This is a genomic window from Streptomyces sp. CA-243310 (assembly GCF_050936775.1).
Taxonomy (GTDB): domain Bacteria; phylum Actinomycetota; class Actinomycetes; order Streptomycetales; family Streptomycetaceae; genus Streptomyces.
Genome location: NZ_JBNJMF010000002.1, coordinates 1681316 through 1693625, shown reverse-complemented (window position 1 = coordinate 1693625; position 12310 = coordinate 1681316). Strand labels below are relative to the sequence as shown.

The 12310-nt window shown below is 72.9% G+C and carries 13 protein-coding genes and 1 pseudogene; 11 read left to right on the top strand and 3 right to left on the bottom strand.

What is annotated here, in order from left to right; translation table 11 throughout:
- Positions 1-219: 219 nt before the first annotated feature.
- The 9 genes from ACQEVM_RS25255 (at position 220) to ACQEVM_RS25215 (ending at position 8797) form a co-directional block, all read left to right on the top strand.
- Positions 220-1338: a ParA family protein gene (locus ACQEVM_RS25255; RefSeq protein ID WP_078998964.1), complete on the top strand. Its 1119-nt coding sequence runs from the start codon at positions 220-222 to the stop codon at positions 1336-1338.
- Positions 1323-1829, top strand: a complete 507-nt coding sequence (locus ACQEVM_RS25250) for a hypothetical protein (RefSeq protein ID WP_433082674.1) — start codon at positions 1323-1325, stop codon at positions 1827-1829. Before ACQEVM_RS25255 ends, ACQEVM_RS25250 begins: the two co-directional genes overlap by 16 nt.
- 102 nt (positions 1830-1931) lie before the next feature.
- Positions 1932-3020, top strand: a complete 1089-nt coding sequence (locus tag ACQEVM_RS25245; RefSeq protein ID WP_433082672.1) for a segregation/condensation protein A — start codon at positions 1932-1934, stop codon at positions 3018-3020.
- Positions 3017-3646, top strand: coding sequence for an SMC-Scp complex subunit ScpB (gene scpB, locus ACQEVM_RS25240; RefSeq protein ID WP_433082670.1), 630 nt, complete (start codon positions 3017-3019; stop codon positions 3644-3646). The genes ACQEVM_RS25245 and scpB overlap by 4 nt, the downstream gene beginning before the upstream one ends.
- Positions 3646-5169, top strand: coding sequence for a pseudouridine synthase (locus ACQEVM_RS25235; protein ID WP_433082668.1), 1524 nt, complete (start codon positions 3646-3648; stop codon positions 5167-5169). The genes scpB and ACQEVM_RS25235 overlap by 1 nt, the downstream gene beginning before the upstream one ends.
- Positions 5170-5284: 115 nt before the next feature.
- On the top strand, positions 5285-5959 hold the full coding sequence (gene pnuC / locus ACQEVM_RS25230; RefSeq protein ID WP_433082666.1) for a nicotinamide riboside transporter PnuC: 675 nt from the start codon (positions 5285-5287) through the stop codon (positions 5957-5959).
- Entirely contained in the window at positions 5956-7050 is a 1095-nt protein-coding gene (locus ACQEVM_RS25225) for an AAA family ATPase (protein ID WP_433082664.1), read from the top strand. The genes pnuC and ACQEVM_RS25225 overlap by 4 nt, the downstream gene beginning before the upstream one ends.
- Positions 7047-7778 (top strand): NUDIX hydrolase, encoded by a 732-nt coding sequence (locus ACQEVM_RS25220; protein ID WP_433082662.1) that lies wholly within the window; start codon positions 7047-7049, stop codon positions 7776-7778. Before ACQEVM_RS25225 ends, ACQEVM_RS25220 begins: the two co-directional genes overlap by 4 nt.
- Positions 7775-8797: an ADP-ribosylglycohydrolase family protein gene (locus ACQEVM_RS25215; protein ID WP_433082660.1), complete on the top strand. Its 1023-nt coding sequence runs from the start codon at positions 7775-7777 to the stop codon at positions 8795-8797. Before ACQEVM_RS25220 ends, ACQEVM_RS25215 begins: the two co-directional genes overlap by 4 nt.
- A gap of 20 nt (positions 8798-8817) precedes the next feature.
- On the opposite strand, the gene ACQEVM_RS25210 is transcribed toward ACQEVM_RS25215, so the two are convergent.
- Genes ACQEVM_RS25210 through ACQEVM_RS25200 form a run of 3 tightly spaced genes read right to left on the bottom strand, consistent with a single transcriptional unit; the run spans position 8818 to position 10434 of the window.
- Entirely contained in the window at positions 8818-9507 is a 690-nt protein-coding gene (locus ACQEVM_RS25210) for a nucleotidyltransferase domain-containing protein (RefSeq protein ID WP_433082658.1), read from the bottom strand.
- 28 nt (positions 9508-9535) lie between these two features.
- On the bottom strand, positions 9536-9985 hold the full coding sequence (locus ACQEVM_RS25205) for a Rieske (2Fe-2S) protein (RefSeq protein ID WP_433082656.1): 450 nt from the start codon (positions 9983-9985) through the stop codon (positions 9536-9538).
- A 59-nt stretch (positions 9986-10044) separates the two neighbouring features.
- Positions 10045-10434 (bottom strand): DUF952 domain-containing protein, encoded by a 390-nt coding sequence (locus ACQEVM_RS25200; RefSeq protein ID WP_433082654.1) that lies wholly within the window; start codon positions 10432-10434, stop codon positions 10045-10047.
- A gap of 133 nt (positions 10435-10567) precedes the next feature.
- Here ACQEVM_RS25200 and ACQEVM_RS25195 point away from each other — a divergent pair.
- Together ACQEVM_RS25195 and ACQEVM_RS25190 are read left to right on the top strand one after the other, a co-directional pair.
- A pseudogene (locus ACQEVM_RS25195) lies at positions 10568-11029 on the top strand (YidB family protein); the annotation flags it as partial.
- Between the two features lie 115 nt (positions 11030-11144).
- Complete coding sequence (locus ACQEVM_RS25190) at positions 11145-12233, top strand: prephenate dehydrogenase (RefSeq protein WP_433082652.1); 1089 nt, start codon at positions 11145-11147, stop codon at positions 12231-12233.
- Positions 12234-12310: the final 77 nt, after the last annotated feature.

Sequence of the window (12310 nt, the reverse complement as noted above, 5' to 3'; positions counted from 1 at the left end):
GCGACAGCTCGTACGCCCTTGACAGAGTGGTGTTCGGTTGCCGACACAACGCGTCGGGTCCGGTGGATTGTGTTGCCGCTGGGTGGTGACACGCCATAGAGTCGCCAACCGTCGGCATGGTGCCACGCTGACCTATCGATAAGTGTCCTGGTCACGTCCGAGGAGGTAAGACGACTTGTGAATGAGTCGACATTTGCTCCTGGGGGTGGTCGAGCAGGAATGCCTGCGCGGGGCCAGGGCCCTGCCGGAATCGAAGCTGTCGGCTCCGTCGCAGTCCGCACCTTCGCAAACCACCAGCACATGACGACGCCCCGAAACAGCATGGACGGCCTAGACGTGAACTCCAGGGCCGGCGACCTGAGCGGCGAAAAGCCCGTGGGTTTCGCCGACTATGAAAACGTGCCCGAAGGGCACTTCTACGACCCCGACGCGGAGTACGAGCCCGACCCCGAGTACGCGGCCACTCTCGCCCCCGACGCTGCCCGTCAGCGCCGTGAGCGGATCGGCCCGACCGGACGGCCGCTGCCGTACTTCCCGATCCCCGGGCCACTGACCGACCACGGTCCGGCGAAGATCATCGCGATGTGCAACCAGAAGGGCGGCGTGGGAAAGACCACGTCGACCATCAACCTGGGTGCCGCGCTCGCCGAGTACGGGCGCCGCGTGCTGCTCGTCGACTTCGACCCCCAGGGCGCACTGTCCGTGGGTCTCGGCGTGAACCCGATGGAACTCGACCTGACGGTCTACAACCTGCTCATGGAGCGGGGCATGTCGGCCGACGAGGTGCTGCTGAAGACGGCGGTCCCCAACATGGACCTGCTGCCGAGCAACATCGACCTGTCCGCCGCGGAGGTGCAGCTGGTCAGTGAGGTCGCGCGCGAGTCCACCCTTCAGCGGGCCCTCAAGCCCCTGATGGCCGACTACGACTACATCGTGATCGACTGTCAGCCCTCGCTCGGTCTGCTGACCGTGAACGCCCTGACGGCGGCTCACAAGGTGATCGTCCCCCTGGAGTGCGAGTTCTTCGCGCTGCGCGGTGTGGCGCTGCTGACCGAGACCATCGAGAAGGTGCAGGAGCGGCTCAACCCGGAGCTGGAACTCGACGGCATCCTCGCCACGATGTACGACTCCCGGACCGTGCACAGCCGTGAGGTGCTGGCGCGCGTCGTCGAGGCATTCGACGACCACGTCTACCACACGGTCATCGGCCGGACGGTGCGCTTCCCGGAGACCACGGTCGCCGGTGAACCGATCACCACGTACGCCTCCAACTCCGTGGGCGCCGCCGCCTACCGCCAGCTGGCCAGGGAGGTGCTCGCCCGGTGTCCCGCCGAGTGAGTCTGCCCGGAGCCGACGAACTGTTCCGCACGACCGGGGGGACGGCACTGCAGTCGTCCTCGCCGCGGCGGGGCGTCGAGGAGTCCGCGGGCGGCTCGGCGCAGTCGGAACACTCGGCGAACCCGGCGGAGGGCACGACGGAGGGGCGCGGCCGGGAAGCCGGAGAGCCGGCGGTGGGCGCGCAGCGCAGGCCGCAGGAAGGTTCTGCCACCGCCGCGGCCGGGGCGTCCGCGCCCCGGCGCGGCAAGGGGCAGGGCCGGGGCGCCAACCGGCGGCCGAGCGGGCGCGAGCGGCACGACGAGAAGATCACGGTCTACGTCTCCGCGGAGGAGCTCATGGACCTGGAGCACGCGCGGCTGGTGCTGCGTGGGGAGCACGGCCTCGCCGTGGACCGCGGCCGCATCGTCCGCGAGGCGGTCGCCGTGGTCCTCGCGGACCTGGAGTCCCGGGGCGACGCGAGCATCCTCGTACGAAGACTGCGCGGGCGCTGACCGGCGCCTGACGCCAGGGCGAGGGTCGGCCCGCTAACGTCGCCCGGGCCGGCACCGCCGTGCCGGCCCGTCCGTACCGCCCTCGCACCACCCTGGACCTCGATGCACCCTCCCGCCGAATCCGACCCACCCGCCCGCCGCCGGCTGGGCCGCGGCCCGGGCGCCCCCGACGCGGGGGAACAGGGACCGCGGGAGCCGGGAGGCCGGGAGCCGGCCCCCGTGCCGCCGGAAACGCTCCTGCGGATCCCGCCCGAGACGCCCACAGGGCCCCCGGAGGCCCCCCGAGCCCCCTCGACGGCCCAGGAGGCCCCGGAGGTGGTGGAGGCGCCCACAGGGCCCTCTGAGGCCCACCACGGGGCGGGTGTGGCTCTCGCCGACCCGCCCGCCGACGCCGGCGACGGGCGGTTCACGCTCCGGCTGGCGAACTTCGAGGGCCCCTTCGACCTGCTGCTCCAGTTGATCTCGCGGCACAAACTCGATGTGACCGAGGTCGCGCTGTCCCGGGTCACCGACGAGTTCATGGCGCACATCCGGTCCATGGGACCCGACTGGGACCTGGACCAGACCACCGAGTTCCTCGTCGTGGCCGCCACCCTCCTCGACCTCAAGGCCGCCCGGCTGCTGCCCGCCGCCGAGGTGGAGGACGAGGCCGACCTGGCACTGTTGGAAGCCCGGGACCTGCTCTTCGCCCGGCTCCTCCAGTACCGGGCGTACAAGCGGATCGCGGAGATCTTCGAGCGCCGGGCCGAGGACGAGGGCCTGCGGTACCCGCGCACCGTCGGACTGGAGCCGCACATCGCGGAACTGCTGCCCGACGTGGTGATCGGCATCGGCGCGGAGGGGTTCGCCCGGCTGGCCGTGCAGGCCATGCGGCCCCGGGCGGCTCCCCAGGTCTACGTGGACCACATCCACGCCCCGCTCGTCAGCGTCCGCGAACAGGCCGCGCTGGTCGTCGCCCTGCTCAAGGTCCGCGGGGAGGCCACCTTCGCGGAACTCGCGGAGGACGCCCCGGACACCCTGACCGTCGTGGCGCGCTTCCTGGCCCTGTTGGAGCTGTACCGGGAGAAGGCCGTGGTCCTCGACCAGGAGGAGGCCCTGCGCACGCTCACCGTGCGGTGGAGCGGCGGGGACGGCGACGGGATGCCGACGGTGACGGACGAGTTCGATCAGATCGTGGAGGCGAAGGAATGACCGAGCCGGCGGAGCTCGCCCTCAAGGGCGCCCTGGAGGCCGTCCTCATGGTCGTCGACGAACCCGCGACCGAGGAACACCTGGCCAAAGTGCTGGACCGGACCCCGCGCGAGGTCGCCGCCGCCCTGCGGGAACTGGCCGACGAGTACACCGCCCAGGAGCGGGGTTTCGAGCTGCGCCCGGTCGCCGGCGGTTGGCGGTTCTACAGTCGCGCGGCCTTCGCGACGGCGGTGGAGGCCTTCGTGCTGGACGGCCGGCAGGCCCGGCTCACCCAGGCGGCACTGGAGACCCTGGCGGTCGTCGCGTACCGCCAGCCGGTCAGCCGATCAAGGGTTTCGGCGGTCCGCGGAGTCAACTGCGACGGGGTCATGCGGACCCTCCTGCAGCGGGGTCTGGTGGCCGAGGCGGGGACGGAACCCGAAACAGGTGCGATCCTGTACAGGACGACGAACTACTTTCTGGAGCGGATGGGCCTGCGCGGCCTGGACGAGCTCCCGGAGCTCGCGCCCTTCCTCCCCGAGGCGGACGCGATCGAAGCCGAGACGCAAGAGGGTGTTCCGTCGTTCGATCCGGACGCACCTGATGCACCGGACTACTTTGAAGACGACAAGACGACGGAACTTTGATGCGAAGCAGCGGCAACGGCAACGGTGGCGGCAACAGGAACAGCGGCGGCGGTGGTGGCGGCGGGCGTGGTAACGCCCGCGGCGGCTCCTCCTCCGGCGGCGGCGGTGGCTACCGCGGTGGCGGCTCCGGCGGTGGCAGCGGCTCCGGCGGTGGCTACCGCGGCGGCTCCTCCGGCGGTTCGTCCGGCGGCTCCGGCGGCGGCGGTGGCTACCGCGGCGGTTCGTCGGGCGGCTCCGGCGGCGGTGGCTACCGCGGTGGCTCCTCCGGCGGTTCGTCCGGCGGTTCGTCCGGCGGCTCCGGTGGCGGCGGCGGATACCGGGGCGGCGGCTCGGGCGGTTCGTCCGGCGGCTACCGCGGTGGCGGCTCCGGTGGTGGCAGCGGCTCCGGCGGCGGTTACCGCGGCGCCGGCTCCGGCGCGGGCGCCTCGCGCGACCGTGACCGCGACCAGGCCCCCCAGCGTCCCCGCAACCCCCGCCCCGAGGAGCGTCGCTACGACGTGGGCCCCGAGGGTGAGCGCAACGGCCGCGGCGGCGCCAAGGCGGGCGGCGGCGGTGCCCGCGGCGCGGCCGACGGCAACCGCGGCGGTGCCCGCGGCGACTCCGCGCGCGGCGGCGCCAAGGGTGGCCCCCGTACCTCCCGGACCCCCGGCATCGGCGGAGCCGGCGGCCCGCGCAGCGGTCCCGGCAGCCGCAGCGGCCAGTCGCGCCCCCGCGAGCTGGACGCGCGGATCGAGGAGCGCGTGCGCGACCGGTACGCCGACAAGCCCGTGATCAAGACCCCGAAGACCTTCCCGGGTGCCGAGGAGGAGGGGGAGCGTCTGCAGAAGGTGCTCGCCCGCGCCGGCATGGGTTCGCGCCGTGCGTGCGAGGAGCTCATCGAGCAGGCCCGCGTCGAGGTCAACGGCGAGATCGTGCTGGAGCAGGGCAAGCGCGTCCAGCCGAAGGACGAGATCAAGGTGGACGGCCTGACCGTCGCCACCCAGTCGTACCTGTTCTTCGCGCTGAACAAGCCGGCGGGCGTCGTCTCCACCATGGAGGACCCCGACGGCCGCCAGTGCCTCGGCGACTACGTCACCAACCGTGAGACCCGTCTCTTCCACGTCGGTCGGCTCGACACCGAGACCGAGGGCATCATCCTGCTCACCAACCACGGCGAGCTGGCCCACCGTCTGACGCACCCGAAGTACGGCGTGAAGAAGACCTACGTCGCGGCCATCACCGGCCCGCTGCCCCGCGAGATCGGCAAGCGCCTCAAGGACGGCATCGAGCTGGAGGACGGCTACGCCCGCGCCGACCACTTCCGCGTCATCGACCAGCTCGGCAAGAACTACCTGGTCGAGGTGACCCTCCACGAGGGCCGCAAGCACATCGTCCGCCGCATGATGGCCGAGGCCGGCTTCCCCGTGGAGAAGCTCGTCCGGACCTCCTTCGGCCCGATCGAGCTCGGTGACCAGAAGTCCGGCTGGCTGCGCCGCCTGACCAACACCGAGGTCGGCATGCTCATGCGCGAGGTCGGTCTGTAGGACCCCTCGCGCGGGGTCACCCGACCCCTCGCGCGACTGCGCCCCGTCCGCCGGGGCCGAAAGCCCGCGGTGCCCTTCGGCACCGCGGGCTTTTTGCTTGCCCGCACGCCCGATCATGTTTATAGTCAACCTGACTATTAAAGAGACGGGGGCCTCCATGGGCTGGCAGACGAGTTGGACCGAGATCCTGGCGGCAGCCACCGGCGCCCTGTGCGTCTGGCTGGTGGCACGGCAGCACATCGCCAACTGGCCCATCGGGATCGCGAACAACGTCTTCTTCATCGTGCTCTTCGCCCAGGCCGGCCTCTACGCCGACGCCGGCCTGCAGATCGTCTTCATCGCCCTCGCCGCGTACGGGTGGTGGTCCTGGACCCACGGGGGTGGACCAGGAACCGCCGAGGCCCTGCCGGTGCGCCGGACCACGGGCACCGAATGGGTCGCCCTGGCCGCGGCGGGGGCGGTGGGGGTGCTCGCCCTCACCCTGCTGCTGGACCACACCACCGACTCCACCGTCCCCCTCTGGGACGCGTCGGCCGTCGGGCTCTCCCTCATGGCCACCTACGGGCAGTGCCGCAAGCTCCTGGAGTCCTGGTGGCTGTGGATCGCCACCGACCTCGTCTCCATCCCGCTGTACGTCCACAAGGACCTCTACGTGACGGCCGTGCTGTACGTCGGCTTCCTGGCCCTGTGCGTGGCCGGACTGATCGGCTGGCGCCGCGCCCTCGCAGCGACCGACGGGACCGACGGGACCGAGGGCACGCGCCGGCTGAAGACGGCGGCGACCGCATGAGGCGCCACCGTCACGGGCTGGTGCTCGGCAAGTTCTACCCGCCCCACGCCGGCCACCACCACCTGGTGCGCACCGCCCAGGACCAGTGCGAACGGCTGACCGTGCTGGTGTGCGCGGCCTCCGTCGAATCGGTGCCGCTCGCCGACCGGGTCGCCTGGATGCGCGAGGCCCACCCCGGCGCCCACGTCGTCGGTGCGGTCGACGACATCCCGGTCGACCTGCACGACCCGGCGATCTGGGACGCGCACATGGCGATCTTCCGCGCCGCCGTGCCCGGCCGGGTCGACGCCGTCTTCACCTCGGAGGCGTACGGGACGGAACTCGCACGCCGCTTCGGCGCCCAGGAGGTCTGCGTGGACCCGGACCGCACCCTCTTCCCGGTGTCGGGTACGGCCGTCCGCGCGGACCCCGCCGCCTGCTGGGAGTTCCTGGGCCCCGCCGTACGGGCCGCCCTGACCCGGCGCGTGGTCGTCCTCGGCGCCGAGTCCACGGGCACGACCACGCTCTCGCGCGACCTCGCGGCCCACTACCGCCGCCGCGGCGGCGTCTGGGCCAAGACGGGCTGGGTCGCCGAGTACGGGCGCCGGTACAGCGAGGAGAAACTGGCGGCGGCGCGGGCGACCGACCCGACGGCCTCCTGGTCCGAGGTGACCTTCGCCTCCGAGGAGTTCCCGCTGATCGCGCGCCGCCAGGACGCCGAGGAGGAACGGGCCGCCCGACTCGGCTCACCGGTGCTCTTCTGCGACACGGACTCCTTCGCCACCGGCATCTGGCACGAGCGGTACATGAGTGGCCGCAACGAGGAGGTCGAGGAGATCGCCTCCCGCACCCGCCGTGACCTGTACCTGCTGACCGACGACGTCGGCGTGCCCTTCGAGGACGACGGCCTGCGCGACGGACCGCACCTCAGACCGTGGATGACCGGACGCTTCCGGGAGGAACTCACCGACACGGGGAGGCGCTTCCTGCCCATGGGCGGGGACCGGGAGGCACGGCTGGCCTCGGCCGTGGCCGCCGTCGACGAACTGCTCGCCGAAGGATGGCACTTCACCGACCCGCTGCCCGAGAACGTACGGGTGGAGAACGGATGACCACCGGATACGACCCGCACGCCTTCGAACCGTTCGCGGTGACCGTCGACCTGGCCGTCTTCACCGTCCGCGCCGGCGACCTGCACGTACTGCTGATCCGGCGCGGACAGGAGCCGTACGCGGGCGCCTGGGCCCTCCCCGGCGGCTTCATCCTGCCCCGCGAGTCCGCCGAGAGCGCCGCACGCCGTGAACTCGCCGAGGAGAGCGGCCTGTCCGACGCGGTGGTCGCCGCCCTGCACCTGGAACAACTGCGGACCTACAGCGACCCCGACCGCGACCCCCGCATGCGGGTGGTCTCGGTGGCCTTCACCGCCCTGGTCCCGGACATGCCGGAGCCGGCAGCGGAAGGCGGCGGCGACGCCGACCGGGCCCGCTGGGTGCCCGTGGGCGAGGCCGCCGGACTGGCCTTCGACCACACCGCCATCCTCGACGACGCGCGCGAGCGGATCGGTTCGAAGCTGGAGTACAGCTGCCTGGCCACCGCCTTCTGCCCGCCCGAGTTCACCCTCGGCGAGCTCCAGGCCGTCTACGAGACCGTCTGGGACACCGCCCTGGACCGCCCCAACTTCCGCCGCAAGGTCCTCGCCACACCCGGCTTCGTCGAGGCCGTGGCGGGAGCCGCCCGACTGACCGGAGGCCGGGGCAAACCGGCCGCGCTGTACCGCTCCGGGCCCGCGACGGCCCTGCACCCGCCCCTGCTCCGCCCCTCGGAAGGACACGCACGATGACCGTGACGACGAAGAAGCGCGCGGCGACCGGGGCCCTGCTCGGCCTCGCCCTGGGCGACGCCCTCGGCTTCCCGACGGAGTTCCACGACGTCCCGTCGATCCTCTCCAAGACCGGCCCCTGGCGGCAGATGGCCCTGCCCCGCCCGGCGATCGTCACCGACGACACCCAGATGACGCTCGCGCTGGCCCGCGGCATGCGCACCGCGGGGGAGCGGGGCCGCATAGGACCGCTGCGGCTGACCCGGCCCGTCCGGGAGGAGTTCGTCGAGTGGTACCACTCGCCGGAGAACAACCGGGCCCCGGGCAACACCTGCCTGCGCGCCTGCCGGCTCCTCGACCAGCCCGAGCGGGACTGGCGCGACGCCGGCCAGATCGGCTCCAAGGGCTGCGGCGCGAACATGCGGGTGGCCCCCGTGGGCCTGGTGCCCGGCTGGACCGAGGAGGAGCGGGCCGGCGCGGCCCAGCTCCAGTCCGCCCTGACGCACGGCCACCCGACGGCCCTCGCGGCCTCCGACCTGACGGCCAGGGCCGTGTACCTGCTCGCCCAGGGCACGGAGGTGACGGGCCTGGTCGGGCAGTTGCGCTCGTACGCCCTGGAGAACCGCACCCGCTACCACGAGCACTGGCTGGGCGACCTGTGGATGCGCGGCACCTCCGACGCCACGGAGCGGACCTTCATGGCCCGAGGCTGGGACGAATGCCTGGGCGTCCTGGACCGGCTCGCGGTCGCACTGAAGTCGCCCTCCCCGGAAACCGACCCCTGCCTGGCCACGGGCGACGGCTGGATCGCGGAGGAGGCCCTCGCGACGGCCCTGCACTGCTTCCTGCTCTTCCCCGAGGAGCCGCTGACCGTCCTGCGCCGGGCCGCCTGCACCAAGGGCGACTCCGACTCCATCGCCTGCCTGGCCGGCGCCTTCGCCGGTGCCCACCTCGGCGCGGACGTCTGGCCCCGGGAATGGGAGGGCCGCATCGAGTACCGCGACGAACTCCTGGCCCTCGGGGCCCTCTGGGACGCCTGAACCCTGCGGCCGAGCCGGACTCAGAGGGCCACGGCCGCCGAACTCCGGCGGGCACGGGTCAGGAAGTCCTCCACCCGGGCGTGGTCCGGCTCCGCCGGCAGGGGACTGCCGGCGAGGGCCGCCTCCGCCTCCCCGGTCAGGCGGGACATCCAGGAGTCCACCTCCGCCCACCCCAGCTCACCGCGCCGCACCGCCAGGAGACGTTCCCGGTCGGCGCCGGCGTCGATCTCCAGGCGGCCCGTGCGCAGCAGGTCGCGACAGGACCCGAGCAGGCGCAGCAGGTGCATGGCGTGCTTCCAGCGCGGTGCGCCGTGGTTGCGCACGTCCGCGAGGAGCCTGCCGTGCTGGCCGGCCGCGTAGCGGGTGAACGTGACGTGGGCCCGGCGGGAGAGGAAGGCCCCGCGCAGGGACAGGAGTTCCTCGCCGACCGGGGTGACCCGCTCCACCAGCGGGGAGTGCAGGCACTCCAGGATGTTCGGGTTGGCGCGCAGCGCCAGCTCGCAGAAGCGTTCCAGCTCCCAGGAGAACTCCTCGTCCCGCGGCCCCTCCACGTGCGTGGGCGGCTTCTCGAAGCGCCAGAACAGCGGCGTGGGGGCGAGGTAGACACCGCGTACGTCGGTGTCGCTCGCCTCCGTCGCCAGCCCGAACGCGCGGGAGCCCATCACGCAGGAGTAGACGGTGTGGTCCCGGACCAGGGTGAGGTCGTTCATCCCGGGAGGGTAGGCGGACGCCCCCGCGTTACGCGAGGGAGATTTCGCCGCCCGGGGACACGGCGATCTTCTTCTCGGCGAGCCCGGTGGTGGCCGGCCCCTTGGCCACCGCGCCGTCCGTGATCTCGAACTTGCTGCCGTGGCAGGGGCAGTCGATGCTGCCGTTCTCGACCTTGTTCACCAGACACCCCTGGTGGGGGCAGACGGCGGTGAAGCAGCGGAACGACCCGGCCGTCGGCTGGGTCACCACGAGTTTCTGCTCCTTGAGCACGGTGCCGCCTCCGACCGGTACGGCCGAGGACTTCACCAGCGCGGCGCCCCCGGCCGAGGACCCGGGGTCCTGTGGCGTCGACCCGGTGCCCGCCTCGCTCGCGGGCTTCTCGGAGGACGAGCCGCACGCCGCGAGGGCACCGCCCGTGAGGGCCACCGCCCCTGCCGCCAGTACGGTGCGCCGGGCGGTCCGTGTGGGGTCGCTCATGACTGTCTCCTCGCTGTGTGGCCAGGCTGGGCGAGCAGCATCCTGGCCTGCGGCGGGCCTCAGGAGAAGTCCGCCGCGCCAGGCTCTTCGCTGCCGTGCGGCGCGCGTCGGTCGCCCGACTGCCACGGTTCCCATGTGGCAGGAGTGCCGGGTGTGCGCACCACCTCCCACACGCGTACCACCGCATCCCGGTTCAACGGGCCGTGGACATGGGGGTAGAGGCCACCGGATTCACCCTCCCGGCGGACCTCGGCGGTCAGCGCCGCCTCGTCCAGCTCCACGGTCAGCAGGGTGCCGGGGGTGTCCCGGTAGTACGCCTCGGTGATCGCGAGAGCCGTCGCGCGGTCCGCCGAACAGTGCACGAACCCCTCGGAATCGAGCGAGGCGGGGGCGTACGGACGCTCGGGCGCGGCCGTCCAGTCGGTGAGCGCGACGATGTGGAAGATCATGCCGATCGTTCTACCCCAGGTGCTCCGGGGCGGGTTCGGGGGCCGTGCGCCAAGTGGCGTCATGGGGTGATCCGGGTGAGATTGTCCGTATCTCGACGCCGGAGGCGCCGTACGGGCGCGGACCGGTCCCTCTCCGAAAGGCATGACGATGGCGGGTAACGACCTCGGCTCTCTCCTGGGCTCGCTCCTCGGCGGCAGCGGCAGCGGTGGCGGCCAGGCGGGTGGCGGTGGCGGCGGCAACATCCTCGGCGCCCTGCTCGGCGCGCTCTCCGGTGGTGGCGGTGGCGGCCAGGCGGCCGGAGGCGGCGGCAACCCGCTCGGCGGGCTGATGGAGATGTTGACCAAGTCCGGCCTCGTCGACCAGGCCCAGTCGTGGGTCGGCACCGGCGAGAACAAGGCCGTCACCGGCGCGCAGATCGCCGAGGCCCTCCCGAACGAGACCCTGCAGAAGGTGGCCGAGCAGACGGGCGTCAGCCCCGAGCACGCCGCCGATCAGATCGCGCAGTCGCTGCCCCGGGCCGTGGACAAGCTGACCCCCGACGGATCGCTGCCCTCGGGATCGCTGGAGGACATCATCAGGCAGCAGAAGCTGTAGATCCTGCGGCGAGGGCCCGGCGGTCGTCCCACGGGTCGGCCACCGGGCCCTCGCGCCGCGCGCGCCGGCTACCCTGAGTCAGGCCCGCCGTCACGCGATCATCCTGGAGCAGCTCGTGAGAACCGCCGTCGTCATCGGAACCGGACTGATCGGCACCTCCGCGGCGCTCGCCCTGACCGCCCGCGGCATCACCGTGCACCTCGTCGACCACGACCCGGCGCAGGCACGTACGGCCGCCGCCCTGGGCGCCGGCACGGACGAGGCCCCGGAACACAAGGTGGACCTGGCGATCGTGGCCGTCCCGCCCGCCCACGTCGCGACGGCGCTGGCCGACGCGATCGGCCGCGACCTGGCCCGCGCCTACGTGGACGTGGCCAGCGTCAAGGGCGGCCCGCGGCGGGAACTCACGGCGATGGGCGTGGACGCGGGCACCTACATCGGCACGCACCCGATGGCCGGCAAGGAGCGGTCCGGGCCGCTCGCCGCGACGGCCGACCTGTTCGAGGGTCGCCCGTGGGTGCTGACGCCGACCCGGGACACCGACCACGAGGTGCTGAACCTCGCGCTGGAACTGGTGGCGCTGTGCCGGGCCGTCCCGGTGGTGATGGACGCGGACGCCCACGACCGCGCGGTGGCCCTGGTCTCGCACACCCCCCAACTGGTGTCGAGCATGGTGGCGGCCCGCCTGGAGGAGGCCGACGAGACGGCCGTCCGACTGTGCGGTCAGGGCATCCGGGACGTGACGCGGATCGCGGCGTCGGACCCGCGGATGTGGGTGGAGATCCTCTCCGCGAACCCGGGGCCGGTCGCGGACGTCCTGGCCGGGATCGCCGCCGACCTGGACGAGACGGTCGAGGCCCTGCGCGGGCTCCAGTCGGCCGACGAGGCCAAGCGACGGGGCGGGGCCGCCGGGATCGAGGACGTGCTGCGGCGGGGCAACGCGGGCCGGGTCCGGGTCCCGGGCAAGCACGGCGCGGCGCCGATGGCGTACGAGACGGTCGGGGTGTTCATCAGCGACAAGCCGGGCGAACTGGCACGGATCTTCGCCGACGCCGGCCGGGCCGGCGTGAACATCGAGGACGTGCGGATCGAGCACGCGACGGGACAGCAGGCCGGCCTCGTCCAGCTGATGGTGGAGCCCCGCGCGGTGGCGCCCCTGGAGGCCGAACTGCGCGAGCGCGGCTGGGCGCTGCGCCAGCAGTGACCCCCGGGTTCGCGGCCGGTACCGCCCGGTACCGGCCGCGAACCCGTATTTCCGCCGGTCACCGCCCCTCCCGGGCG